Source organism: Kitasatospora sp. NPDC094019, from assembly GCF_044764505.1.
Lineage (GTDB): Bacteria > Actinomycetota > Actinomycetes > Streptomycetales > Streptomycetaceae > Kitasatospora.
In genome coordinates, this window is the sequence record NZ_JBIWIF010000006.1 from 91,276 (window position 1) to 117,037 (window position 25,762).

The following is a 25,762-nucleotide window of genomic DNA, read 5'->3' on the forward strand; positions in this document are numbered from 1 at the left end:
GGGCGTGCACGGTGCCGGTGCGGACGGTGAGGTTGATGTCGTGATTGGCCACGACGCCGGGGAAGCGCTTGGTGATGCCGCGCAGTTCGACGGCCGGTGTCGCCGTCCCCGCGCTGGGGTTACCGCCCGTGTTCGGGGCGGGGTCGGATGCGGTGATGGCGGTCTCCTGGTGGTCTGGAGGCGCGTCGTTGCGCTGGAGGGCCAAAAGCGGAAGAGCCTGGGGGAAAGGCTTCGGGGACGGGACGGGGCCCGGGGGTACGCACTGAGCGCACCCTTCCGGGCCCCTCCCTGATGTTGCGTCCATCATCGCGCTGCCGGGCAGGCGGCAGCCGCAACGACGTCCGGTCGAACCGTGGGCCTTACAGCTTGGACGGGTCGGTCGGGACGGTGATGGTGCCGTTCTTGATGCCGTTGGCGGCCTCGTCGAGCTTGGTCTTGATGTCGTCGATCTTGCCGCCGGTGGTGGCGAGCGAGACACCGTCGGCCTTGAGGTCGAAGTTCTTCACACCGGTGAAGACCTGGCCCTTCTTGGCGGACTCGATGTAGGCGAAAACGGCCTTGTCGACGTTCTTGACCATCGAGGTCATGATGCTGTTCTTGTACTTCGCCAGGGCGGGCTGAGCGGCCTGGTCGGAGTCGACACCGATGGCCAGGGCGTTGGCGCCGGCGGCCGCCTCGATCGCACCGTTGCCGGAGGAGCCGGCGGCGGTGTAGATGACGTCGGCCTTCTTGTCGAGCTGGCCCTGCGCGGCTTCCTTGCCCTTGTCGGGGGCGGCGAAGCCGGAGAAGTCCGGCGGGGTGGTCAGGTAGGTGACCTCGACCGGCATGGCCGGGTCGACGGACTTGACGCCCGCGCGGTAGCCGGCCTCGAACTTCTTGATCAGCTCGGTCTGCACACCACCGATGAAGCCGACGTGCTTGGTCTTCGTCTTCAGGGCGGCGGCGACACCGGCGAGGTACGAGCCCTCCTGCTCGGAGAACGTCAGCGAGGTGACGTTGCTCGGCTGGGTGTCGGACGCCGAGTCGATGATCGCGAACTTGGTGTTCGGGTTCTCCTTGGCGACCTTCTCGACGGCGGCCTGGTAGACGAAGCCGACCGCGATGACCGGGTTGTAACCGGCGGTCACCAGGTTCTTGAGACGGGTCTCCTTGTCGGCCTCGGCCTCGCCGGTCTTGGCGTCGGCCTCGGTGACGGCGACACCGAGCTGGGACTTGGCCTGGTCGAGACCACGGGCGGCGGAGTCGTTGAAGGACTGGTCGCCACGGCCGCCGATGTCGTAGGCCATACCGACCTTCAGCGCACCGTCGGAGGCGCCGGAGGAGGCGGAAGTGTCATTGCTCTTTGCGCCGCAAGCGGCGAGCGAGGCGATGCCCAGGGAACCCGAGAGCACAACCGCGGCGAGCTTAGTAGAACGGCGCAAGGGAATATCTCCTTCTCACACGCACCCGTTGAGCGTGGTCGGACGCCACCGTAACGCGCGTAGAACACGGTTGGGTCACAGGCCGCCGGAGCATTCGGGTTGTTACCAAACCGTGGTCTCACGGTCCACCCGACACCCCTTTCCCCTTCACTCAGGGTGATTGGAACTGGCTCAGCCCAGTGTACGTAACCCGAAATAAAGGCAGGATTGCGACAAACCGGACACCCTGTACGGGTGTCCGGTTCAGGTCGGTACGAGGGAGTGTGTCAGGGCCTTCCGGGGGCGGGCCTTCCGGGGGCGGGCGTTCCGGGGGCGGGGCGTTCCGCCGAGGGGGCCTGCGGCCGCCAAGAGATCAGGCGGTCAGGCGGTCAGGAGGTCCCGGGCTCCAGCGCCAGTGCGGCGAACAGCTCCACCCCGACCGCGATCGCCCGCTCGTCCACGTCGAAGCGGCCCTGGTGCAGGTCCCGGACGGCGGTGTCGCCGGGGGTGCGGACACCGAGCCGGGCCAGCGCGCCCGGAGCGTGCTCCAGGTACCAGGAGAAGTCCTCCCCGCCGAGCGACTGCTCGGTGTCCTCGACCACGGTCGCCCCGGGCCGGCCGAAGCGCGCGGTCATCGCGGCGTCCAACAGGCCCACCGAGCCCGCCTCGTTGACCACCGGCGGCACGCCCCGGTGGTAGTCCAGCGACCACTTGGCGCGGTGGGTCTCGGCGAACCGGGCGATCAGCTCGTGCAGCAGGTCCGGGGCCTCCCGCCAGCCCGCCAGCTCCAGGCAGCGGACGGTGCCCTCCAGTTCGCCGTGCTGCGGGATGACATTGGGCGCGGAGCCGGCGGCGATCCGGCCCCAGACCAGCGAGACGCCCCAGCGCGGGTCCATCCGGCGGGCCAGCGCGGCCGGCAGCTCGGCGGCGGTCCGGGCGATCGCCGTGACCAGGTCGGTGGTCAGGTGCGGCCGCGCGGTGTGGCCGCCGGGACCGTCCAGGTGCAGGACCAGGCGGTCGCAGGCCGAGGTGATCGCCCCGACCCGCAGGCCGATCCGGCCCACCTCCACCTTGGGGTCGCAGTGCACGGCGAAGATCCGGCCGACCCCTTCCATGCCACCGGCCGCGATCACGTCCAGCGCGCCGCCGGGCATGACCTCCTCGGCGGGCTGGAACACCAGCCGGACCGGGCGGCGCAGTTCACCGGTCCGGGCCGCCCCGGCGAGGAGCAGCGCGGTTCCGAGCAGCACCGAGGTGTGCACGTCGTGGCCGCAGGCATGGGCCCGGCCGGGGACGCTCGACCGGTAGGGCACCTCGGTCTTGGCGTCGTCGATCGGCAGGGCGTCGATGTCGGCGCGGAAGGCGAGGAACTCGGCCCCGCGCGCGGCGGACTCGGGAACGATGTCGACGAGCATTCCGGTGCCGCCCGGGAGGATCCGGGGGGTGAGGCCGGCCGCGACCAGACGGTCGCGCAGTCGGCCGGTGGTACGGAATTCCTGGCGGCCCAGCTCCGGGTGCCGGTGCAGGTCCCGCCGGAAGGCGATCAGCTCGGGCTCCAGCTCGCGGACCCGGTCACGGAGACCGGCGGCGGGGCGTGCAGCGGTGAGGGTGACGGCCGACTGGGCGGACTCACGACGGTTCATCTCAACAAGGGTAGGCCCGTTGGGGGGATTTGGCCCGAGTTCCCGAAAAGAAGTCCCCGGATGGGCGCATACCGGCCGCGCTGGTGGGTATGACATCTCGTTTCAGCCGCCTTCCCCATGGTGCCTGCCCTGTGCAACGACCGTCACGGATCCGGGTAACGCCGCTCCGGGACGGGCGGTTCGCGGACGCTCCGGGAGGCGGAGCGCGTGACCTGCAGTTCGAATCCTGGCTCAAAGCGTTCGATCCGGACCGGCGGCCCCGCGCCCGTCCGTCCGCCCCGCCACCCCACCGCTCCGCCGCCGCTCGGCGTCGGCCTTGAGATGATCGGCTGAACCGACCGGCCTATCCCAGGAGTGGCAATGACCGAGCAGAAGGTGGCCGTGGTCACCGGTGCCAGTAGCGGGATCGGCGCGGCGACCGCCCGCCGGCTCGCCGCCGAGGGCTTCGAGGTGGTGCTGACCGCCCGCCGGACCGATCGGATCGAGGCGCTCGCCAAGGAGATCGGTGGCCGCGCCCACACCCTGGACGTCACCGACCGGGCCGCCGTGGACGCCTTCGCGGCCGGGCTCGGCCGGGTGGACGTCCTGGTGAACAACGCCGGCGGCGCGATCGGCGCGGAGAGCGTGGAGCACGGCGACCCGGCCGACTGGCTCGCCATGTACCAGGTGAACGTGCTCGGCGTGCTGCACATGACCCAGGCGCTGCTGCCGGCCCTGCGGGCGAGCGGCGACGGCACGGTCCTGGTCATGTCGTCCACCGCCGCGCTCGCCGCGTACGAGGGCGGGGGCGGCTACGTCGCGGCCAAGCACGCCGCGCACACCATCGCCGCGACGCTCCGGCTGGAGCTGTGCGGGGAACCGATCCGGGTGATCGAGATCGCCCCGGGCATGGTGAAGTCCGAGGGCTTCGCGGTCACCCGCTTCCGCGGCGACGAGGCGAAGGCCGCCTCCGTGTACGCCGGCGTCGCCGAGCCCCTCGACTCCGAGGACATCGCCGACACCGTCGCCTGGGCCGTCACCCGGCCCCCGCACGTCAACATCGACCTGCTGGTGGTCCGCCCCCGCGCCCAGGCCGCCAACCACAAGGTCCACCGCGAGCTCTGAGCCGTGGACCGGGCCTCCGCCCCCGGGCCGGGCGGGGGCGGACCGGGGCGACCGGAACGGCGCCGGGCTGACGGGAACGGCGCCGGGGACGGGGCGCCGTAGCAGATGAAGACGGGGAGGGCGCTGACACGGAGGTGTCAACGTCACAACTTGATAGCTCGTTCGGATGAAATCCGCGTGCGCCCTCCCCAACTGATGACGGCTCAACTACCGTTGAGCCGCTGCCGGGCGGGCGCTGGACGCCTCTCCGCAGCCTCATACTTCACCTGCCGTCACCGCCACTTCACCGGCCCCTTCCCGCCCTCACGAGGAGGACCCGCTGGCCAGCGACATTCCGTCACCGAGGCTCGACCCCAGGGACGAACCGACCCTCCTCGGGTTGCACCGTTTCAACGAGGCCGACGCCGGAGCCGCGGAGGAGGCCCTCCTCGCCTGCTGCGGCAGCCACCGGTGGGCCCTGCGGCTCACCGCCCACCGGCCCTACCCCGACATAGAGTCCCTCCGCGCCGCCGCCAGCGAGGCTTCGTACGACCTGCGTCCGGCCGACCTGGCCGAGGCACTGGCGGACGAGAGCTGGATGCCGCAGCCGCTCCTCGGTATGCGCGCACCCGGCAGCCAGGCCGCGCACACCGCGCTGCGGGCCGCCCACGCGGCCTACGAGGCACGGTTCGGCCATGTCTTCGTGGTCTGCCTGGAGGGCATCGACCCCGAGGAGATGCTCGACGCCGTGCTCAGCTCGATCCGTACCCGGCTCGCCAACGACCCCGACGAGGAGCGCCTGGTCGCCGCCGACGAGCTGCGCCGGATCGCCCTCACCCGGCTGGAGCACCTGGTCGCCACCCATTCGGGGGCCGGGGCCCGCTGAGTCCCCGCCCCGGACGCCGACGGCGTCCGGGGCTCGGTCTTTCTCCGCCCCCTCGGTCCTTCCGCGCCCTCAGCCCTTCTGGGCCGCGCGCAGCTTGGCCACCTGACGGCGGACGACCCGCTCGTCCGGGGCCGGGGCCGGTTCGGTACCGACGCCCACCGTGCTGAACACCACCAGCGCCGGGCCGACCCGCGTCAGGACGGCGCGCTGCGCGAGCACCACCGCACCGGATTCATTCGTCAGGGTGAAACCCGTCGCCGCGTCGGCTCCCTCGGGCGTGGGCGTGTCGTTCCGACTCAGCCGGTGATCCGTCCGGGTCACCCCCCGGCCGCGGTCCGCCGGGGGCGGCGGCGCCGTCGAGCCGAACTCCGCGCACGGGCCGAACAGCCCCTCCAGCTCCGCCTGCAGCCGGGCCGCCCGGTCGCCCCGGTAGCCGAGCAGTCCGCCGTACAGGCTCCCCGAGGGGTCGGCGGCCAGGGCCACGCTCAGATCGGTCTCCGCGTAGGGCACCGCCGACACCGGCGCCGGGGAGGCGGCGGCCCGGGCCGCCTTCGCCGGCCCCGCCGCCGGTGCCACCGCGTCCAGCAGCGACTGGCAGACCGGCTTGTCGGCGGTCTCCCGGCCGCCGTCCGGGCCGGTCTCGCCGTGGCCGGGGGCGATCACGGTGACGGTGAAGCCGGGCCCCAGTTCGGCGTCGGTGACCGCGGCGGCGCGCAGTTCGGCGGCGGACAGCTCCCGGGCCGGGGCGGCGGCCCGGTCGGCCGAACCGCCCGCCGGGGCGGCGCAGCCCGCGGCGAGCAGCAGCACCCCGGCCACCAGCGGGGCCGCCCGCCGCGGGGCGGACGGCGGCGGGAAGGACGCCGGCGGGACGGGCGGCGGCGGGACGGGCGGCAGCGGGACGGGCGGCAGCGGGGCGGGGCGAAGGGACGGACGCGGAGCACGGTGCGGCACGGGGGCCTCGGCGGGGTGTCGGCGGCGAACGGGTGGGCCACCGTAGCGCGACCGGGAGCACCCGAGCGGTCACCCTGCGTCGCGACCGGGGGCCGGGTTCCCGTCCGACTAGGCCAGTCGTGCCTGATTGATCACACCTCGGACCCCCGGAGGCGGTTACCGACGACGCGTCGATAGGATGCTCGCGGCCGGTGGACCGTACCCGGCCGGGCTGACCGACACCGAAGCCGGCCGAGCCCCCAATCGCTTCCGGAGGGTTTTTCCGTGCCGGCTGGAACGCTGTACCGCGGCCGGGAAGGCATGTGGAGCTGGGTGGCTCATCGAGTCACCGGCGTCCTCATCTTCTTCTTCCTGTTCGCCCATGTCCTGGACACCGCACTGGTGCGGGTGTCTCCCGAGGCGTACGACACCGTCATTCAGACGTACAAGACGCCGCTCGTGAACCTGATGGAGTACGGCCTGGTGGCCGCCATCCTGTTCCACGCCCTGAACGGCCTGCGCGTCGTGGCCGTCGACTTCTGGTCGAAGGGCCCGAAGTACCAGAAGCAGATGCTCTGGACCGTGGTCGGGGTCTGGGTCGTCCTGATGGCCGGCGCCTTCTACCCGATCCTGCAGCACACGCTGACCTCCTGGTTCGGGAAGTGATCTGAGACATGTCCACGGAAATCTCCGACGCTGTGGTGGTCCCCTCCGCCCAGGCGCACACCGGCAAGGGTCTCGGCACCGGCAACCCGGCCGACGCGTTCGTGATCGAGCCCGCCAGGCAGCGGTCGAAGAAGACCCCGCGCCGCACCCGGACCAACTTCGAGATGCTCGCCTGGCTCTTCATGCGCCTGTCCGGCATCGTCCTCGTGGTGCTGATCCTCGGCCACCTGCTGATCATGCTGGTGCTCGACGGCGGCGTCTCCAAGATCGGCTTCGCCTTCGTGGCCGGCCGCTGGGCCTCGCCGTTCTGGCAGGTCTGGGACCTCACCATGCTCTGGCTCGCCATGCTCCACGGCGCCAACGGCATGCGTCAGGTCATCAACGACTACGCCGAGAAGGACTCCACCCGGCTCTGGCTGAAGGGCCTCATGGGTACCGCCACGGTCTTCACCGTGCTGCTCGGCACCCTGGTGATCTTCACCTTCGATCCCAACATCTGAGCCGACAGCATCCACATCGGACATCGGCAGAGGCCAGAGGCGAGTTAACCCCCCATGCAGATTCACCAGTACGACACCGTCATCGTCGGCGCCGGCGGCGCCGGGATGCGCGCCGCCATCGAGTCGACGCAGCGCAGCCGCACCGCGGTCCTGACCAAGCTCTACCCGACCCGGTCCCACACCGGCGCGGCCCAGGGCGGCATGTGCGCCGCCCTGGCCAACGTCGAGGAGGACAACTGGGAGTGGCACACCTTCGACACGGTCAAGGGTGGTGACTACCTGGTCGACCAGGACGCCGCCGAGATCATGTGCAAGGAGGCCATCGACGCGGTCCTCGACCTGGAGAAGATGGGTCTGCCCTTCTCCCGCACCGAGCAGGGCCGGATCGACCAGCGCCGCTTCGGCGGCCACTCCCGCAACCACGGCGAGGCCCCGGTCCGCCGTTCCTGCTACGCGGCCGACCGCACCGGCCACATGATCCTCCAGACGCTGTTCCAGAACTGCGTCAAGCACGGCGTCGAGTTCTTCAACGAGTTCTACGTCCTGGACCTGCTGATCAACGAGGGCCGCACGGCCGGCGTCGTCGCCTACGAGCTGGCCACCGGCGAGATCCACGTCTTCCAGGCCAAGGCCGTCGTGTTCGCCTCCGGCGGCACCGGCAAGATGTTCAAGGTCTCCTCGAACGCCCACACCCTCACCGGTGACGGCCAGGCCGTGGCCTACCGCCGCGGTCTGCCGCTGGAGGACATGGAGTTCTTCCAGTTCCACCCGACGGGCATCTGGCGGATGGGCATCCTGCTCACCGAGGGCGCCCGCGGCGAGGGCGGCATCCTGCGCAACAAGGACGGCGAGCGCTTCATGGAGCGCTACGCCCCCGTCATGAAGGACCTCGCGTCCCGTGACGTCTGCTCCCGCGCGATCTACACCGAGATCCGCGAGGGTCGCGGCTGCGGTCCGGACGGCGACCACGTCTACCTGGACCTGACCCACCTGCCGCCGGAGCAGCTGGACGCCAAGCTCCCGGACATCACCGAGTTCGCCCGCACCTACCTCGGCATCGAGCCCTACACGGACCCGATCCCGATCCAGCCCACCGCGCACTACGCCATGGGCGGCATCCCGACCAACGTCGAGGGTGAGGTGCTGCGCAACAACACCGACGTCGTCCCGGGCCTGTACGCGGCCGGCGAGGTCGCCTGCGTGTCCGTGCACGGCGCCAACCGCCTGGGCACCAACTCGCTGCTGGACATCAACGTCTTCGGCCGTCGCGCCGGCCTCGCCGCCGCGGGCTTCGCCGACGCCAACGAGTTCGTGCCACTGCCGGAGAACCCGGAGCAGCTGGTCCAGAGCCTGGTCGACTCGCTCCGCGAGTCCACCGGCACCGAGTCCGTGGCGCAGATCCGCAAGGAGCTGCAGGAGTCCATGGACGCCAACGCGATGGTGTACCGCACCGGCGCCACCCTGAAGCAGGCGGTCGAGGACATCGCCGCGCTGAAGGAGCGCTACAAGAACGTCTCGATCCAGGACAAGGGCTTCCGTTACAACACGGACCTGCTGGAGGCCATCGAGCTGGGCAACCTGCTCGACCTGGCCGAGGTCCTGGCGGTCTCCGCGCTCGCCCGCGAGGAGTCGCGCGGCGGTCACTACCGCGAGGACTTCCCGACCCGTGACGACGTGAAGTTCATGCAGCACACCATGGCGTACCAGGAGGTCGCCGCCGACGGCAGCACCTCCATCCGCCTCGACTACAAGCCGGTCGTCACGACCCGCTACCAGCCGATGGAGCGTAAGTACTGATGAGCACTCCGACCATGGAGAAGCACTCGGCCGCTCTCGACGCGGTCGAGGCCGGCGGTACCGAGCTGATCACCGTCACCGTCCGGATCCGCCGGTTCAACCCGGAGGAGCACCCGGACCCGGTGTGGGTCGACTACCAGCTGGACCTGGACCCGAAGGAGCGCGTCCTGGACGCGCTCAACAAGATCAAGTGGGAGCAGGACGGCACCCTCACCTACCGCCGTTCCTGTGCCCACGGCATCTGCGGCTCCGACGCCATGCGGATCAACGGCCGCAACCGGCTGGCGTGCAAGACCCTGATCAAGGACGTCAACCCGGAGAAGCCGATCACGATCGAGGCCATCAAGGGCCTGACGGTCCTCAAGGACCTGATCGTGGACATGGACCCGTTCTTCCAGGCGTACAAGGACGTCATGCCGTTCCTCATCACCAAGGGGAACGACCCGACCCGCGAGCGCCTGCAGTCCGCCGAGGACCGCGAGCGCTTCGACGACACCACCAAGTGCATCCTGTGCGCCGCGTGCACGTCGTCCTGCCCGGTGTTCTGGAACGACGGCCAGTACTTCGGCCCGGCCGCGATCGTCAACGCCCACCGCTTCATCTTCGACTCGCGCGACGAGGGCGCGGAGCAGCGGCTGGAGATCCTCAACGACCGTGAGGGCGTCTGGCGCTGCCGGACCACCTTCAACTGCTCCGAGGCGTGCCCCCGCGGCATCGAGGTCACCAAGGCGATCCAGGAAGTGAAGCGCGCGCTGGTCACCCGCCGCTTCTGATCCCCGCACCACCCGCGAAGGCCCCCGTCCGCACCGGACGGGGGCCTTCGCGTCCCTCAGCGCAGGAGGCCGAGGTCAGCCGGTGGTCGGGGTGCGGCGGGTGGCGCGGAGGCCGCGGAGGCCGAGGGTGCCGATGGCGAGGCCGAGGGCGAGGGAGGTGAGGGCGAGGAGGAGGTGGACCCAGAAGAAGGCGGTGGGCTGGGAGTGGTCGCCGCCGGTGAACGCCTGGCCGCCGGAGTCCTTCCAGAGGTTCTTGACGAAGGTGGTCCAGATGACCAGGGACCAGACGCCGAAGGCGGTCAGGAACCAGGAGGTGCGGCGGCTGAGCTTCATGGGGCGGTCCTCGGTGGGGCGGGGAGGTGAAGGCGGTGTGCTTCCCCAGTATGCGCGGGCGTCCGTTCGGCGTACGGCGGCCCCCTCCTGCGGCGGACCGGGGCGGAGAGGCGGACGGCGGGGGCCCGGACTGGGTACCGTCTGCAGGTGCCCACTAGCTCGAAGCTCGCACGCCTGATCGCCGCGCCCGCCGCGGCCCTTCCGCTCCTGTTCGCCGCCCCGGTGGCCGTCGCGGCCCCGCCCGGGTCGCCGCCGCCGGCCTCGGTCGGGGGCGACCGGCTGGGGCTCCCGGGGGTCCAGGTGGATCCGCTGGCGGGCGCCCCGGCGCTGCCGGGGGACCTCACCGGCCAGTCCTGGATAGTGGCCGACGCCACGTCGGGAGAGGTGCTGGCGGCCAGTAACCCGCATCTGCGGCTCGCTCCGGCCTCCACACTGAAGATCCTCTTCGCGGACACCGTGCTGCCCAAGTTCGACCGCAACGCGGTGCACCGGGTCGCGGACAGCGAGATCCAGGGGATCGGCGCGGGGAGCAGCCTGGTCGGTATCAAGGAGGACCTGGACTACCGGGTCGAGGACCTCTGGCGCGGGGTGTTCCTGAGCTCGGGGAACGACGCGGTGCACGTGCTCGCGCACATGAACGGCGGCGTGCAGCAGACCGTGGCCGAGATGCAGGCGCGGGCGGAGGCGCTGCGGGCGCTGGACACCCGGGTGGTCTCGCCGGACGGCTACGACTCGGACGGCCAGGTGTCCTCGGCCTACGACCTGACGCTGTTCGCCCGGGCGGGGCTGCGCAACCCGGACTTCCGGAGCTACTGCGCGACCCGTGACGCGATGTTCCCGGGCGCCGTGGACCGGAACACCGGGCAGCGCGGCAGTTTCGGGATCGCCAACACCGACCGGCTGCTCGGCAAGTACCCCGGCCTGATCGGGGTGAAGAACGGTTTCACCACCAACGCCGGCTCCACCTTCGTCGGGGCCGCCGAACGGGACGGTCGCACGCTGCTGGTGACGGTGATGCACCCGTCCACCTATCAGAAGGTGTACGACGAGACGGCGGCGCTGCTGGACTGGGGCTTCGCCGCGGCCGGCAAGGTGGCCCCGGTCGGGAAGCTGGTCGAGGAGGGCGAGAACACCGCGCCGACGCCGACCGGTCAGGCGGGCGGTGCCGCCGGGGCGCCCGCCCCGCCGCCGCACCCCTCGCCGACCGCCACCGCCACCACCGACCGCCCCGCCCCGGCGGCCCGGGCGGCGGACTCCGCCGGGGACGGCCTCGGGCCGGTCGGCTGGGTCGTCCTCGGGGTGGTGCTGACGGCGGGCGGCGCGGGCGCCCTGCTGGTGCTGAACCGGCGGCGCGCGGCGGCCCGCTGAGTCCGGTCCCGCCTCAGCCCTCCCCGTCCCCGCCCCGGTCCTGGGGACGGGGGCGGGGAGGGGTCCCGTCCGCCGCCCGCGGTCCGGCCGTCCCCGCCGTCCCCGCCTTCTCCGCCGCTGCCCCGGCCCGCTCCCCGGCCGCCTGCTCCTCGTCGGCGGCCTGCTCCTTGTCGGCGGCCGCGACCAGCGCGGCGGCGCGCTCGCGCGCCCGCTCCCGGGCCGCCGCCGGATCGGCGGTCGCCGTCCAGGCCACGCAGTACATCAGCAGCCGGCAGACGAAGTTGATCCACAGCAGCAGCGCCACCGGCACCCCGAAGGCGCCGTAGAGGCTCTTCCCGGCGACCGAGCCGAGGTACGAGGACAGCAGGATCTTCAGCAGCTCGAAGCCGACCGCGCCGATCAGCGCGGCCCGCAGGACGTCCCCCCGGTGCTGGTGCCCGATCCTCGGGAACGGCGCCAGCAGGTAGGCGAAGAGCAGCATGTCGCAGCCGACGGCGATCAGCAGCCCGGCCGCGGTGAGCAGGTAGCCGCCCGAGCCGAGGCCGGCCCAGTCGGCGATCCGGCCGGCCAGCGTCGTCCCGGCGGCGGAGGCGCCGAGCGAGACCAGCGAGACCAGGCCCAGGCCGCCGAGGACCACGAAGTCCCAGCCCTTGCGCAGCAGCGGGTTGCCCTCCTCGTCGGGCAGCTGCCAGATGTCCCGGATCGAGGTCCGCATGGTGTCCACCCAGCCGAGGCCGGAGAGCACCAGCAGGACGCCGCTGACGAGTCCGACCGCGCCCGCGTTGGCGGCCAGCGAGGGCAGGTTGAGGGCGTCGGAGATGCCCGGCAGCTGGTCGGAGATCCGCTTCTGGAGGTCGTCGACCCGGCTGTCGCTGAGGGTCGCGACGGCGATCGCCAGCGCGACCGTCAGCAGCGGGAAGAGCGCGAGGAAGCCGAAGAAGGTGACGGCGCCGGCCAGTCGGTTGCCGCGCAGCGCGGTGAAGTGCTCGTAGGCGCGGTAGGGGCGGCTGCGCAGCACCCGCGTCACGATCGGGCCGATCACCGGGAGGCGGGTCAAGAAGTCCACCGTCCGGTTATACCGGCTTGTCCCCCGAACGGCCGTCAGGCTCGGCGGGGAGAACCGGCCGGCGCGCGGACCGCCGGGCCGTCACCCGCCGCCGCCGACCCGCCGCCGGCGGCCACCCGACGGCGGCCTGCCGTCAGCGGCGGACCATCCGGCGGGCCCGGGCCAGCGCGCGGACCGCCTGGTAGGCGGTGTACCGGCCGTGGCCGAGCAGTTCGGTGCGGAGCGCGGAGACCCCGACGCCCGCCCGGTAGCCGGCCGGGCGCAACCGGGCGCAGTGCTCGGCGGCCCGGCGGAAGAACTCCCGCCGGTCGCCGGGCGGGATCCGGCCCGGCCGGGAGACCACGGTGTTGAGGTGGTGCAGCATCCGGCCGTAGACCACCGGGCGCCAGCGGTCGAGTTCGGGACGGTCGTCGAGGAACGCGAAGACCAGGTCGTACTGGCCGAAGACGTCGAAGTGCCTGCGGCTGGCGGTGGCCAGGATGTTGCCGCCCTCCTGGCGCTGCCGGTAGTGGACGCCGACCCGGTCGAGCAGGGTGATGCCGCGGGCGGCGAGCAGCGCCGGGTACGTCCAGGGGGTGTCCTCGTAGTACCCGGCCGGGAAGGTCAGGCCCTGGGCGGTGACGAAGTCGCGGCGGTACGCCTTGTTCCACACCACCTGGAGCAGTTCGAGCAGTTCGGGGCGTTCGGCGAGGTCGAAGACCTCCCGGGAGGGGGCGTCGAAGACCTTGGCGGAGGCGGCCCGGACGGTCCGGCCGTCCGCGTACGTGCGGGCGTAGTCGTAGACCAGGACGTCCGGATCGCCGACCGCCCGCAGCCGGTCGTCGACGGCGGTCAGCAGACCGGGGGTCAGGGTGTCGTCGCTGTCGAGGAAGAGCACGTAGTCGCCGGTGGCGACGGCGAGGCCGGCGTTGCGGGCCCGGCCGAGGCCGACGTTCTCCGGCAGGTGCAGTACCCGCACCCGGGCGTCCTCGGCGGCGGCCGCGTCGAGCAGCGCGCCGCAGCCGTCCGGGGAGCGGTCGTCCACCGCGATCAGCTCGATGTCCGGACCGTCCTGGCCGAGCACCGAGGCGAGGCACTCGGCGAGGTACTCCTCGACCCGGTAGACCGGGACGATCACACTGAAGCGGGGCATGACCCCAGGGTAGTGGGCCTGCCCGGAGCCCTTCGACGGCCCCCGGGAGGGCCCCCGGAGGCGTCATGGGCCGGGGGTAGGATCGACGCGCACGTACGCACCGAATCAAAGTGCGGTCAGACCCCGAACCGGGCTGCCACGCTCCTTCCCGAGAAAGGCCTGCGTAGCCGATGGCTCCCCGCCTCTCCATCGTCGTACCGATCTACAACGTCGAGCGCTACCTCGTCGAATGCCTCGACTCGATCGCCGCCCAGACCTTCACGGACTTCGAGTGCGTCATGGTCGACGACGGTTCGAAGGACGACAGCGCCGCCCTCGCCGAGGCGTACGCCGCCAAGGACTCCCGGTTCCGGCTGGTCCGCCAGGTCAACAAGGGCCTCGGGGCGGCCCGCAACACCGGCATCCGGCACATCGACCCGGACGCCGAGTTCCTGTGCTTCGTCGACAGCGACGATTCGATGCCGCCCAGCGCGTACGAGCTGATGATCAACACGCTGGACGAGACCGGCTCCGACTTCGCCACCGGCAACGTGCTGCGCTTCCGCGCGATCGGCTACTACCAGTCCGGCGGCCACAGCCGGCCGTTCGCCAAGACCGTGCTCAAGACGCACATCACCGAGATCCCCTCGCTGGTCACCGACCGCACCGCGTGGAACAAGGTGTACCGCCGCTCCTTCTTCGACGCGGCCGGCATCATCTACCCCGAGGGCATCCTCTACGAGGACGCCCCGGTCAGCGTGCCGCACCACTACCTCGCCAAGAGCGTGGACGTGCTCTCCGAGCCGATCTACCACTGGCGCGAGCGCGAGGTCGGCGAGATGTCGATCACCCAGATGCGCACCAACCCCAAGGGCCTGGTCGACCGGGTCGCCTCGGTCGAGCTGGTCCGCGCCTGGCTGCGGAAGCAGACCGAGCCGCGCTTCGCCGAGTACCTGAAGACCTACGACGAGAACACCCTCGTCGAAGAGATCCCGATGTTCTTCTGGTCCGTCGTGGACGGCGACAAGGAGTACCGGGACGCGTACATCACCAGCGTCAGCCGGCTGCTGCGGGCGATCGGCCCCGAGCAGGTCAAGAAGCTGCGCGCGCCGCTGCGGCTGAAGTACCACCTGACCCTGCAGGGCCGGATCGACGAGTTCGTCGAGCAGATCAAGTACGAGGGCGAGAGCAACGGCGGTGTCGTCGCCAAGGGCCTGCTGCGCCCGTACGCCGACTACCCGTTCCTGCGCGGCGGCCGCAAGAGCGTGCCGGCCGGCCTGCTCAGCCTGCGCAACTCGACCGTCATCCGCAGTCGGCTCTACGACGCGCGCTGGGAGGACGGCCGGCTGCGGATGACCGGCCACGCGTACCCGGAGCAGCTGGGCGCGGCCAACAAGCGCGACATGGTGCGCACCCTGGTGCTGCGCGAGGCCAAGGGCCGCCGGGTCATCGCCGTGCCGATGAAGACCCGGTTCAGCCCCGAGGCCACCGCCACCAACCACCACGACCTCTACAACTGCGACTGGGCCGGCTTCACGGTCGCGCTCGACCCGGAGAAGCTCAAGCACCGCGGCCAGTGGAAGGACGGCAACTGGCGCTTCCTGGTCGCCGGCGCGGGCAAGGGCGGCGTCTACAAGGGCCGGATCTGGGCCGGCTGGGCGGACACCGCGCTCTACCAGCCCTCGCACTGGGTCGAGCCGGACGTGCGGATCGTCCCGTTCGTCCGCGACGGCAGCGTCTACCTGCGGGTGGAGAACGTGAAGGTCCGGGTGACCGGGATCGCCGCGGACGGCGGCACGGTCCAGGTGTCCGGCGCCGCCCGCTCCGGCGTCCGGCTGGCCGGCGCCCGGCTGCGGATGACCCACGTGGAGTCCGAGCGCGAGCTGACCTTCCCGGTGACCACCGGCTCCTCGGTCGGCAGCCTCCAGCAGTTCCACGCCGACGTGCGGATCGCCGAGCTGACCGAGGTCCGGGAGTCCTGGGCCGAGCTGGACCCGATCGCGGTGGAGCGCGCCCGCGACCGCTGGGACACCACCCTGGAGCTGGCCGACGGCACCACCACGCCGCTCGTCTGGGACGACCGGAACGCGCCGGAGCAGCTCAACCTGGTGCTGAACGCCGACGCCGCGCCCGAGCTGCGGCGCGCCCTCTACTCCAAGCCCTCCCCGGGCGGCTACCTGCAGTTCCTGGACCAGCTGCTGCAGCCGGTGGTGGACGAGGTGACCGCGCGCGGCGCGGACGGCTTCCTGCTCAGCGGCAGCTTCCCGCTGCCCGGCACCCATCGCTGGGAGCTGGTCGTGCGCCACCACTGGGGCGAGGAGCAGCACGTCTACCCGGTGGAGATCGCGGACGGCCGGTTCCGGACCGCGCTGCCGGCCGTGCCGACCGCGACCTTCGCGGGCAACGTGCCGCTGGCCCAGGGCGGCTGGAACATCTCGTTCCGTCCGGTCGGCGTCACCTTCCACCCGGACATGGCCTCGTACGCGCTGATCGCGCCCGAGTGCTGGAACTCGCTGCCACTGGAGGTGGAGGCCCGCGGCAAGCGGATCGTGCTGGAGCGGCGCCACCACGACGGGCTGCAGATGGAGTCCGAGAACATACTGCACGCGGACGAGCGCAGCGGCTGGCGCCAGCGCCGGCTGCGGACGGTCGACTACCCGGCCGCCCGCCGGCTGCCGCTGCGCGACACGGTGCTCTACAACGTCGCGCTCGGCGGTCTCTACGCGGACTCGCCGCGGGCGATCCACGAGGAGCTGGTGCGCCGCGACCTGCCGCTGGAGCACCTGTGGGGCACCGACGACCTCCAGGCCGACCTGCCGCAGTCGGCGGGCTCGGTGCGGCTCTGGAGCCCGGAGTGGTTCGAGACCCTGGCCACCGCGAAGTACATCGTCACCAGCGCGCACCTGCCGGACTTCTTCGTCCGCCGGCCGGGCCAGATCGTGCTGCAGACCTGGCACGGCTCGCCGCTGAAGCAGGTCGGTCACGACTTCGAGAAGGTCTGGTTCACCGACTCGCACTACCTGAAGGGCCTCGCCAAGGAGGTCCCGAACTGGAGTCTGCTGCTGGCCGGCAGCACCTGGGCCGCCCCGGTGCTGCGCCGCGCGTTCGACTTCAAGGGCGAGATCCTGGAGAGCGGCCTGCCGCGCAACGACGTGTTCTTCGCCGCCGACAAGGAGAAGTCCGCCGAGCGGGTGCGCGAGCGGCTCGGCCTGCCCGAGGGCAAGAAGGTCGTGCTGTACGCGCCGACCTGGCGCGAGGACCGGCGCCGCCACTACGGCGGCTACCAGCTGCACCTCCAGCTGGACCTGGAGGCGGCGCAGGCCGCGCTGGGCGAGGACCAGGTGCTGCTGGTCCGCCGGCACGCCAACGTCCGCGAGCAGATCCCGGGCGCCGGCAACGGCTACGTCTGGGACGTCAGCAGCTACCCGGACATGAACGAGCTGCTGCTGGCCGCCGACGTGCTGGTCACCGACTACGCGGCGTCGACCTTCGACTTCGCCGTCACCGGCAAGCCGATCCTGTTCTTCACCTACGACCTGGCGCACTACCGCGACAACCTTCGCGGCTTCTCGCTGGACTTCGAGGCGGACGCGCCCGGCCCGCTGCTCGCCACCTCCGAGGAGCTGGTGGCCGCACTCGGCCGGGTGGACGAGGTCGCCGCCGAGTACGCCGACAAGTACGCGGCGTTCCGCGACAAGTACTGCGACCTGGACGACGGCCACGCCGCCGCCCGGGCGGTGGACGCCATGCTGAGCCGCGGGGCCTGACCGGGAATTCCCATCCGGTGACGGGCGCCCGACGCGTATTCCGCGTCGGGCGCCCTTCGCATTCCCGGACTCTCGAACTGGCGTTTCCACAACGAACTCGCCAGCTAATTCAAAGTCAATTCTCAAATTGACCTCGGATACTTTCCCGGGTGAGATATGAATTCTCGCCGAGAAAGGTCCCTGGAAATGGCTGTCCTCACCCGGTTCGTCCTCCCGCACGCCGCTCCCCGGTCCGGCGACCCGCGCCTCGGCAGCCCGCTCCCGGACGAGGAGGAGCACGCCGCCTTCGGACTGCTGCGCGCCCGCTGGTCCTCGCGCGGCCTGGAGCTCACCGGCTTCGCCCGCCCGGACGACCGGTCCACCGCCCGCCCCGGCTCGGCCTGGACCTGGCTGACCCTGCGTCCGCACGGCGGCGGCACACCCCTCCACCTCCCCACCAGGCCCCGCCGGCTCCCCGAGATCACCGACGACAGCGCCCAGCCCGAGCACAACCACGACTGGGCCGGCTTCACCGCCCTGGTCGAGCCGCGCCGACTGCGCGCCGCCGACGGCTGGCTGCTCGGCGACTGGACCGTCGAAGCCACCCTGTTCACCCTCGTCCGCCCCACCCGGCTGCGCCGCCAGTACGGCGGCCTCGCCCCGCACTGGTGCGGCTCCGGCGAGTACCCGCCCGCCCGCTGGGTCGACCACGACGTGCGGCTCCAGCCGTACTTCGCCGACGGCCGGCTCGGGGTGCGACTCGAACGGCCCGCCGCCCGCCTCTCCCGGGCCGTCCCCGTCCCCGACGGGATCGACCTGCACCTCACCACCGCCGAGCCGCTCCCGGACCGGACCGCGTTCCGGCTGCGCCACCGCGAGAGCGGCACCGTCCTGCTGCGGCCCACCACCGGCACCGGCCGGACCCGCCGCGTCCGGCTGCCGTACCCGCCGTTCACCGCCGACGGGCGCGGCACCGGCGAACTGGAGCACTGGGACGCCGCGTTGGTCCGCCCCGACGGCACCACCGAGCCGCTGGTCCTGGACGAGCGCGGCGGGCCGGTCTCCGGCCAGCACCCGCTGCCCGGCGCCGAGGACCGGGCCCTGTACCTCAAGCACCTCGCCGACGGCCGGCTCCAGCTCTGCGTCCGGCCCGCCACCGGCTGGGTCGAACGGCTCACCGCCGGGGCCGGCGGCTTCGAACTCACCGGCCACTGCCCCGCCGACGGCCCGCTGGAGCTCGTCCTGCGGCACGACGGCACCGGCGGCGAGGTCCGCCACCCGGTCGAGACCGGCCCGGGCCGGCGGTTCACGGTCCGGCTGCCCGCCACCCGGACCGGCTCCGACGGCACCGCGCTGCCGCTGCGCAAGGGCCTGTGGCAGGCCACCCTGGAGCCCGTCGGCCGACCGGGACCGGCCCGCCCGCTGACCGCCTCGCCCGCCGTCCTGGCCGCGCTGCCCGCCACCACCCGGGCCGGCGGCAAGCGGATCCTGCTGGAACGCCGCTGGCACGACACCCTGCTGCTGGACTCCACCCCCGTGCTCACCGCCACCGAGCGCAGCGCCTGGACCCAGGCCCGCCAGCGCACCGCCGGCTACCCGGCCGCCCGCCGCGAACCGCTGCGCGAGACCGTGCTCTACGACGTCTTCGGCGGCCGCGGCTACGCCGACTCACCGCGCGCCGTGCACGCCGAACTCGCCCGCCGGGGCGCGCCGCTGGAGCACCTGTGGGTGGTCGACGACGCCCAGGCCGAACTGCCGCCCGGGGTCCGCGCCGTCCGGGTGTGGAGCCCCGAGTGGTACCGGGCTCTGGCCACCAGCCGCTACCTGGTCGGCAACACCCACTTCCCCGACTTCCTGCGCCGGCGCCCCGGCCAGGTCGTCGTCCAGACCTGGCACGGCGCCCTGCTCAAGCGGATCGCCCACGACGTCGAGAACCCGTGGCTCGCCGACCACGGCTACCTCGCCGCCCTCGACCGGGAGACCCCGCACTGGAGTCTGCTGCTCTCCCCCAGCCCCTTCGCCACCCCGATCCTGCGCCGGGCCTTCCGCTACCGGGGCGAGATCCTGGAGTCCGGCTACCCGCGCAACGACGTGCTGGCCCGCCCGGACCCCCGCCGGGCGGAGGCCGTCCGCCGCCGGCTGGGGATCCCGGCGGGCCAGCGGGTGGTGCTCTACGCACCGACCTGGCGGGAGGACCGGCCGCGCCCGGACGGCGACGGCTTCCGGTTCGACCTGCGGCTCGACCTCGACCGGGCCCGGCGGGCGCTGGGCGGGGACCACGTCCTGCTGCTGCGGCCGCACGCGCACGTCCGCGAGCCGCTGACCGGCACCGGGGACGGCTTCGCGATCGACTGCGCCGACTACCCGGACGTGCAGGAACTGCTGCTGATCGCCGACGTCCTGGTGACGGACTACTCGTCGATCCTGTTCGACTTCGCGGTCACCGGCCGGCCGGTGCTGTTCTTCACCTACGACCTGGCGCACTACCGGGACGGCCTGCGCGGCTTCGCGTTCGACTTCGAGGACCAGGCCCCGGGACCGCTGCTCGACGACTCGGCCGGACTGGTCACCGCCCTGCGCGGACTCGCCGACGGCGGCGGCGGGGTTCCGGACGGATACGCCGGACGCTACCGGCGCTTCCGGGACACCCACTGCGTGCTGGACGACGGCGACGCGGCCCGCCGGGTGGCCGACCGGATGCTGGAACTCGGCGGCCGGACCGGAAGTCGGGCACGGCCGTGACCGCCCGGAGGTCGGCGGCGGCCGCGGGGCCGCCCGGGGTCAGCAGAAGCCGTACGACCGCCAGGGCCGCCAGACCTCGTCCAGGTCGAAGCGGGAGAGGCTGAACCCGGGGACCGGGAACGCCGCGTGGAAGGACCTGGCCTGCTCCTGGGCCCGGTCCAGCACGTCCTCCGCGAGGCCGTGCGCCACCGTCACGTGCGGGTGGTACGGGAAGGCCAGCTCCCTGGCCAGCGGGCCGGAGCGGACGTCCGCCTCCAGCAGCCGGCACTCCCGCTCGCCCTCCTCCACCCGGACGAAGACCACCGGGGAGACCGGGCGGAAGCTGCCGCCGCCGCGCAGCACCATCCGGAACGGCCGGTGCGCGGCCGCCACCGCCGCGAGGTGATCCTCGATCTTCGGCAGCGCCTCGGCCGGCACCTCGGTCGGCGGCAGCAGGGTGACGTGCGTGGGTATCGACCGGGCCAGCGGATCGCCGTGCCCGGCCCGCGCGTCCTGGATCGCCGTGCCGTGCGGATCCGGGACGGTGACGGACACGCCGATGGTCAGGAACTCGGGGAGCTCCTGACCACCGGGCAGGCTCGCCAGCGGATTCACCGCGCGGAGGCCGGGAGGAAGCCGATCCGGTCGTACACCGTGGCCAGCGTCTCGGACGCCACCGCGCGGGCCTTCTCGGCACCCACCGCGAGCGCGCGGTCCAGCTCGGCCGGGTCGTCCAGGAAGGTCCGGGTGCGCTCCTGGAAGGGCAGCACCCACTCGGTGAAGAGCTCGGCCAGCTCGGTCTTCAGGGCGCCGTACATCTTGCCCTCGAAGTGCGCGACCAGCTGCTCGATCGACTGCCCGCTGAGCGCCGAGTGGATCCGCAGCAGGTTGGAGACCCCGGCCTTCTCCTTCTCGTCGTAGGTGACGACGGTGCCGGTGTCGGTGACGGCGCTCCTGAACTTCTTGGCGCTGGCCTTCGGCTCGTCCAGCAGGCTGACCAGGCCCTTGGGGGAGGACGCGGACTTGCTCATCTTGACGGCCGGGTCCTGGAGGTCCTGGATCTTCGCCGTCTCCTTGAGGATGTACGGCTTGGGGACCGTGAAGGTCGGGCTGTAGCGGGAGTTGAAGCGCTCCGCGAGATCGCGGGTGATCTCCACGTGCTGGCGCTGGTCCTCGCCGACCGGGACGGCGTCCGCCTGGTAGAGCAGGATGTCCGCGATCTGCAGGATCGGGTAGGTGAACAGGCCGACCGTGGTGCTGTCGGCGCCGTACCGGGAGGACTTGTCCTTGAACTGGGTCATCCGGGACGCCTCGCCGAAGCCGGTGAGGCAGTTCATCACCCAGGCGAGCTGCGCGTGCTCGGGCACGTGCGACTGGACGAACAGGGTGCAGTGCTCCGGGTCCAGGCCGGCGCCGAGCAGCTGCGCGGCGGAGATCCGGGTGTTCTGGCGCAGCGTCGCCGGATCCTGCGGCACGGTGATCGCGTGCAGGTCGACGACCATGTAGAAGGCGTCGTTCTCCTTCTGCAGATCGACCCACTGGCGCACCGCGCCCAGGTAGTTGCCGAGGTGGAACGAACCGGAGGTGGGCTGGATGCCCGAGAGCACCCGGGGACGGTCCTTGACCGGACCAGTGACCGCTGCGTTGACCATGCGGGCCATTGTTCCAGTTCCACCGACCGGTCAGGAAACCTCCTGCCCCGGCGGTTCCGCCAGTGTGACCGCACTCACCCTCACCCGGGCGATCCGCCGTCCCTCCAGCTTGGCCACCGTCAGCAGCACCTCCTCGCCGGGACCGGCCGGGACCCGTACCCCGTCGCCGTCGGCGGGCAGCCGGCCGAGCGCGGCGACCAGACAGCCGGCCACCGTCTCGTACGGGCCCTCGGGGAGGGTGACGCCGGTCTCCTCGACGAAGTCGGCCAGGTTGAGCAGCCCGTCGAGTTCCACGCCGCCGCCGGCCAGGCGCCGGGTCGGGGAGGACTCCGGGGTGTCGTACTCGTCCCGGATCTCCCCGATCACCTCCTCCACCAGGTCCTCCAGGGTGACGATGCCGGCGGTGCCGCCGTACTCGTCGACCACGATCGCCAGGTGGTGGCCCTCCCTGCGCATCTCCCCCATCGCCTCCAGCACCCGTTTGGTGCCGGGCAGCAGCTTGACCGGGCGGGCCAGGTCGCGGACCTTGGCGGCCCGTTCGCCGCGCGCGCCGTACAGGTCGCGGACGTGCACGAAGCCGGTCACCGCGTCGTAGCTGCCCTCGATCACGGGGTAGCGGGAGTGCGGCGAGGAGTCGGCCTGGGCGCGGACCTCGGCGAGCGGGCGCTCGGCGTCCAGGAAGGTCACCTCGGTGCGCGGGACCATCACCTCGCGCAGCTGGCGCTCCCCTGCGGCGAACACGTCGGCGATCAGCGTCCGCTCGTCGTTCCCGAGTTCGGTGTTGGCGGCGACCAGGCCGCGGAGCTCCTCCGAGCTCATCGAGCCCCGGCCCGCGGCCGGATCGCCGCCGAGCAGCCGGACCATCAGGTCGGTGGAGCGGCCGAGCAGCCAGATCGCCGGGCGGAGCACCACCGACATGACGTCCACCACCGGCGCCGCCAGCAGCGCGATGGAGTCGGCCCGCTGGAGGCCGATCCGCTTCGGGGTGAGCTCGCCGAGCACCAGGGAGACGTAGCTGATCACCAGGGTCAGTCCGACCAGGGCGGTGGCGTCGGCGACGCCCTCGGACAGCCCGGCCCGGACGAACAGCGGGGCGGCCTTGCCGGCCAGGGTGTCGGCGCCGAACGCGGCCGAGAGGAAGCCCATGCAGGTCACGCCGACCTGGACGGCCGCCAGGAAGCGGTTCGGGTCGGCGGCGAGGTGCGCGGCCCGGGCCGCCCGCCGGGTGCCGCGTGCCTCCAGCGTCCGGATCTGTCCCTCGCGCAGCGAGATCAGCGAGATCTCGGCGACGTTGAACAGGCCGCCCAGGACGATGAAGACGAGGACGAGCGCGGCGTCCTCGATGGTTTCGTTCACAGCGGGTCAGTGTAGGACGACGGCCCGCCGCCCCCGTGGAAGGGGACGACGGGCCGTCGTGGAGGCGCCGGGGCCGGCTCAGATGAGGCCGAGCTCCTGGACCGCGTCGCGCTCCTCGGTCAGCTCCCGCACCGAGGCGTCGATGCGGGCGCGCGAGAAGTCGGAGATCTCCAGGCCCTGGACGATCGAGAACTCGCCGTCCTTGGTGGTGACCGGGAAGGAGGAGATCAGACCGGCCGGGACGCCGTAGGAGCCGTCGGAGACGACACCCATCGAGGTCCAGTCGCCCTCGGCGGTGCCGTTGACCCAGGTGTGGACGTGGTCGATGGCGGCGTTGGCGGCCGAGGCGGCCGAGGAGGCGCCGCGGGCGTCGATGATGGCGGCGCCGCGCTTGGCGACGGTCGGGATGAAGTCGTTCTCCAGCCATGCCTGGTCGCTGCCGACGGCCTCGAAGGCCGGCTTGCCGGCGACCTCGGCCTGGAAGACGTCCGGGTACTGGGTGGCGGAGTGGTTGCCCCAGATGGTGAGGCGCTTGATCTCGGAGACCGGGACGCCGGTCTTCAGCGAGAGCTGGCCGACGGCGCGGTTGTGGTCCAGCCGGGTCATCGCGGTGAAGCGCTCGGCCGGGACGTCCGGGGCGTTGCGCTGGGCGATCAGGGCGTTGGTGTTGGCCGGGTTGCCGACCACCAGGACCTTGATGTCGTCCGCGGCGTGGTCGTTGATGGCCTTGCCCTGCGGGCCGAAGATGCCGCCGTTGGCCTGCAGCAGGTCGCCGCGCTCCATGCCGGCGGTGCGCGGACGGGCGCCGACCAGCAGCGCGACGTTGGCGCCGTCGAACGCCTCGGCCGGCTTGTCGGTGATGGTGATGTCACGCAGCAGCGGGAAGGCGCAGTCCACGAGCTCCATGGCGGTGCCCTCGGCGGCCTTGAGGCCCTGCGGGATCTCCAGGAGGCGCAGGTTCACCGGGACATCGGCGCCGAGCAGGTGGCCCGAGGCGATGCGGAACAGCAGCGCGTAGCCGATCTGGCCGGCGGCTCCGGTGATGGTGACATTGACAGGGGTGCGGGTCATTTCTACCTTCTCCAGCAAATCGCCAGGTGCCCCAGGCACGTCGGCGCGCCGGAGCCGAGGACGGTCTCTCGACATCGAGAGACCGGCGTCAGGGTATCGCAAAGCGAAGCGTACGCCTCGGGCACGGTCGTGACTGACCGGTCACACACGATGACGGCCCCCCGCCCGGACGTCGGGCGGGGGGCCGGGCACCGGGCCCCGGTCAGCGGCGCGGGCGGCCGATCAGCTGGCCGATGTTGTCCAGCAGCGGGAGCTCCAGCCACGGATTGGGCTGGGCCATCAGGGTCAGCAGCACGATCGACAGGCCCAGGAACGTCAGCACGATCACATCGGTGAAGCGGCTGCGCACCGCCAGCATGCCGACCTCCGGCAGCACCAGCCGGAGCAGCGCGCCGAGCAGCACGCCGCCGCCGATGATCAGCAGCCCGTACTTGAAGCCGTCCTGGAAGCCGGCGAACCAGGTGACCGCGAGACCGGCGGCGACCACCAGCAGGACCACCGTTATCGGCCACTGCCGGACCGGCAGCGCGTGGTCGCGCCCGAGCGCGGCCGCCGAGCCCTCGGGGGGCAGGGTGCCGGTGGTCTTCACCGGCCTGCGCCGGGTCCGCCGCGGTTCGGTCATGGCTTCCCGTCCTTCGGGGTCGTCGATCGGATGGGTCGGGGCCGGGTGGAGCCCACCGGGCCGGTCCGGCCGGGCGGCCCCGGTGGGCCGGCGGCCGGGTGGGACGGTCAGGCGCCGGCGCGGCGCTCGGCCGCCACCACGATGTTGTTGAGCAGCATGGCGCGGGTCATCGGGCCGACGCCGCCGGGGTTCGGGGAGATCCAGCCGGCCACCTCGGCCACGTTGGGGTGCACGTCGCCGACGATCTTCCCCTCGCTGCGGCTGACGCCGACGTCCAGCACGGCCGCGCCGGGCTTGACGTCCTCCGGCTTGACCAGGTGCGGCACACCGGCGGCGGCGACGATGATGTCGGCCTGGCGCAGGTGCTGGGCGAGGTCGCGGGTGCCGGTGTGGCAGAGGGTGACGGTGGCGTTCTCGCTGCGGCGGGTGAGCAGCAGGCCGATCGAGCGGCCGACGGTCACGCCGCGGCCGACCACGACCACCTCGGCGCCGTCGATCGGCACGTCGTGGCGGCGCAGCAGCTCGACGATGCCGAGCGGGGTGCAGGGCAGCGGGCCCTCGATGCCCAGGGCGAGGCGGCCGAGCGAGGTCGGGTGCAGGCCGTCCGCGTCCTTGTCCGGGTCCATCAGCTCCAGGACCGGGTTCTGGTCGAGGCCCTTGGGCAGCGGCAGCTGGACGATGTAGCCGGTGCAGGTCGGGTCGGCGTTGAGCTCCCGGACGACGTTCTCGACGTCCTCCTGGGTGGCGGTGGCGGGCAGCTCGCGCTGGATCGAGGAAATGCCGATCTCGGCGCAGTCCTTGTGCTTGCCGTTGACGTACCAGCGGCTGCCCGGGTCGTCGCCGACCAGGACCGTGCCGAGGCCGGGCGTGATGCCCTTGGCCCTGAGGGCCGCCACGCGGGCGGCGAGTTCGGACTTGATCGCGGCCGCGGTCGCCTTGCCATCGAGAATCTGCGCAGTCATGACCCCATTCTCCCGGATCGGGGCGGGCGTCCGTGCCACCGGTCCCGGGCTCCGGCGGAGCCTCCGGTCGGGGGTC

The 25,762-nt window shown here is 72.2% G+C and carries 21 protein-coding genes; 9 read left to right on the forward strand and 12 right to left on the reverse strand.

Annotation, left to right across the window (positions count from 1 at the left end):
* Window positions 1-359: 359 nt before the first annotated feature.
* Window positions 360-1,421 carry a BMP family protein gene (locus ACIQ9P_RS15200; RefSeq protein ID WP_402355131.1) on the reverse strand — a complete coding sequence of 354 codons (1,062 nt, stop codon included), beginning with the start codon at window positions 1,419-1,421 and terminating at the stop codon, window positions 360-362.
* A 368-nt stretch (window positions 1,422-1,789) separates the two neighbouring features.
* On the reverse strand, window positions 1,790-3,043 hold the full coding sequence (locus tag ACIQ9P_RS15205) for an amidohydrolase (RefSeq protein WP_402355133.1): 1,254 nt from the start codon (window positions 3,041-3,043) through the stop codon (window positions 1,790-1,792).
* A 360-nt stretch (window positions 3,044-3,403) separates the two neighbouring features.
* On the opposite strand from ACIQ9P_RS15205, the gene ACIQ9P_RS15210 reads away from it, so the two are divergent.
* On the forward strand, window positions 3,404-4,147 hold the full coding sequence (locus ACIQ9P_RS15210; RefSeq protein ID WP_402355135.1) for an SDR family oxidoreductase: 744 nt from the start codon (window positions 3,404-3,406) through the stop codon (window positions 4,145-4,147).
* 319 nt (window positions 4,148-4,466) lie between these two features.
* A complete protein-coding gene (locus ACIQ9P_RS15215; RefSeq protein ID WP_045937742.1) occupies window positions 4,467-5,012 on the forward strand; it encodes a 2-oxo-4-hydroxy-4-carboxy-5-ureidoimidazoline decarboxylase in 546 nt (181 codons plus the stop codon).
* Between the two features lie 69 nt (window positions 5,013-5,081).
* On the opposite strand, the gene ACIQ9P_RS15220 is transcribed toward ACIQ9P_RS15215, so the two are convergent.
* A complete protein-coding gene (locus tag ACIQ9P_RS15220) occupies window positions 5,082-5,963 on the reverse strand; it encodes a hypothetical protein (RefSeq protein WP_402355137.1) in 882 nt (293 codons plus the stop codon).
* Window positions 5,964-6,227: 264 nt separating this feature from the next.
* Here ACIQ9P_RS15220 and sdhC point away from each other — a divergent pair, with 264 nt between their 5' ends.
* The 4 genes from sdhC to ACIQ9P_RS15240 are packed head-to-tail and all read left to right on the forward strand — an operon-like array spanning window position 6,228 to window position 9,678.
* Window positions 6,228-6,608 carry a succinate dehydrogenase, cytochrome b556 subunit gene (gene sdhC, locus ACIQ9P_RS15225; RefSeq protein WP_037779669.1) on the forward strand — a complete coding sequence of 127 codons (381 nt, stop codon included), beginning with the start codon at window positions 6,228-6,230 and terminating at the stop codon, window positions 6,606-6,608.
* A gap of 8 nt (window positions 6,609-6,616) precedes the next feature.
* The gene (locus ACIQ9P_RS15230; RefSeq protein WP_045937728.1) at window positions 6,617-7,108 is read left to right on the forward strand and encodes a succinate dehydrogenase hydrophobic membrane anchor subunit; all 492 of its coding nucleotides are present in this window, start codon (window positions 6,617-6,619) and stop codon (window positions 7,106-7,108) included.
* Window positions 7,109-7,162: 54 nt separating this feature from the next.
* A complete protein-coding gene (gene sdhA / locus ACIQ9P_RS15235) occupies window positions 7,163-8,905 on the forward strand; it encodes a succinate dehydrogenase flavoprotein subunit (RefSeq protein ID WP_402355139.1) in 1,743 nt (580 codons plus the stop codon).
* Window positions 8,905-9,678 carry a succinate dehydrogenase iron-sulfur subunit gene (locus ACIQ9P_RS15240; protein ID WP_402355141.1) on the forward strand — a complete coding sequence of 258 codons (774 nt, stop codon included), beginning with the start codon at window positions 8,905-8,907 and terminating at the stop codon, window positions 9,676-9,678. Before sdhA ends, ACIQ9P_RS15240 begins: the two co-directional genes overlap by 1 nt.
* 75 nt (window positions 9,679-9,753) lie before the next feature.
* On the opposite strand, the gene ACIQ9P_RS15245 is transcribed toward ACIQ9P_RS15240, so the two are convergent.
* Window positions 9,754-10,011 carry an SCO4848 family membrane protein gene (locus ACIQ9P_RS15245; protein ID WP_402355143.1) on the reverse strand — a complete coding sequence of 86 codons (258 nt, stop codon included), beginning with the start codon at window positions 10,009-10,011 and terminating at the stop codon, window positions 9,754-9,756.
* Between the two features lie 147 nt (window positions 10,012-10,158).
* On the opposite strand from ACIQ9P_RS15245, the gene ACIQ9P_RS15250 reads away from it, so the two are divergent.
* On the forward strand, window positions 10,159-11,379 hold the full coding sequence (locus ACIQ9P_RS15250; protein WP_402355145.1) for a D-alanyl-D-alanine carboxypeptidase family protein: 1,221 nt from the start codon (window positions 10,159-10,161) through the stop codon (window positions 11,377-11,379).
* 13 nt (window positions 11,380-11,392) lie between these two features.
* Here the strand turns inward: ACIQ9P_RS15250 and ACIQ9P_RS15255 are convergent, their stop codons facing one another.
* Window positions 11,393-12,445 (reverse strand): YihY/virulence factor BrkB family protein, encoded by a 1,053-nt coding sequence (locus ACIQ9P_RS15255; RefSeq protein WP_402355147.1) that lies wholly within the window; start codon window positions 12,443-12,445, stop codon window positions 11,393-11,395.
* A gap of 133 nt (window positions 12,446-12,578) precedes the next feature.
* A complete protein-coding gene (locus ACIQ9P_RS15260; protein ID WP_402355149.1) occupies window positions 12,579-13,577 on the reverse strand; it encodes a glycosyltransferase family 2 protein in 999 nt (332 codons plus the stop codon).
* Window positions 13,578-13,747: 170 nt separating this feature from the next.
* Here ACIQ9P_RS15260 and ACIQ9P_RS15265 point away from each other — a divergent pair, with 170 nt between their 5' ends.
* Complete coding sequence (locus tag ACIQ9P_RS15265; protein WP_402355151.1) at window positions 13,748-17,323, forward strand: CDP-glycerol glycerophosphotransferase family protein; 3,576 nt, start codon at window positions 13,748-13,750, stop codon at window positions 17,321-17,323.
* Window positions 17,324-17,509: 186 nt separating this feature from the next.
* Window positions 17,510-20,044, forward strand: coding sequence for a CDP-glycerol glycerophosphotransferase family protein (locus tag ACIQ9P_RS15270; protein WP_402355153.1), 2,535 nt, complete (start codon window positions 17,510-17,512; stop codon window positions 20,042-20,044).
* Window positions 20,045-20,083: 39 nt separating this feature from the next.
* Here the strand turns inward: ACIQ9P_RS15270 and ACIQ9P_RS15275 are convergent, their stop codons facing one another.
* From ACIQ9P_RS15275 to ACIQ9P_RS15300, 6 genes are all read right to left on the reverse strand, one after another.
* Window positions 20,084-20,638 (reverse strand): 2'-5' RNA ligase family protein, encoded by a 555-nt coding sequence (locus ACIQ9P_RS15275; protein ID WP_402355155.1) that lies wholly within the window; start codon window positions 20,636-20,638, stop codon window positions 20,084-20,086.
* Complete coding sequence (gene trpS, locus ACIQ9P_RS15280) at window positions 20,635-21,675, reverse strand: tryptophan--tRNA ligase (protein ID WP_402355157.1); 1,041 nt, start codon at window positions 21,673-21,675, stop codon at window positions 20,635-20,637. The genes ACIQ9P_RS15275 and trpS overlap by 4 nt, the downstream gene beginning before the upstream one ends.
* 30 nt (window positions 21,676-21,705) lie before the next feature.
* Window positions 21,706-23,031: a hemolysin family protein gene (locus ACIQ9P_RS15285; protein WP_402355159.1), complete on the reverse strand. Its 1,326-nt coding sequence runs from the start codon at window positions 23,029-23,031 to the stop codon at window positions 21,706-21,708.
* A gap of 78 nt (window positions 23,032-23,109) precedes the next feature.
* Entirely contained in the window at window positions 23,110-24,102 is a 993-nt protein-coding gene (locus ACIQ9P_RS15290; RefSeq protein WP_402355161.1) for a malate dehydrogenase, read from the reverse strand.
* Between the two features lie 202 nt (window positions 24,103-24,304).
* On the reverse strand, window positions 24,305-24,724 hold the full coding sequence (locus ACIQ9P_RS15295; RefSeq protein WP_402355163.1) for a DUF3017 domain-containing protein: 420 nt from the start codon (window positions 24,722-24,724) through the stop codon (window positions 24,305-24,307).
* Window positions 24,725-24,831: 107 nt separating this feature from the next.
* Window positions 24,832-25,686 carry a bifunctional methylenetetrahydrofolate dehydrogenase/methenyltetrahydrofolate cyclohydrolase gene (locus ACIQ9P_RS15300; RefSeq protein WP_402355165.1) on the reverse strand — a complete coding sequence of 285 codons (855 nt, stop codon included), beginning with the start codon at window positions 25,684-25,686 and terminating at the stop codon, window positions 24,832-24,834.
* Window positions 25,687-25,762 lie beyond the last annotated feature (76 nt).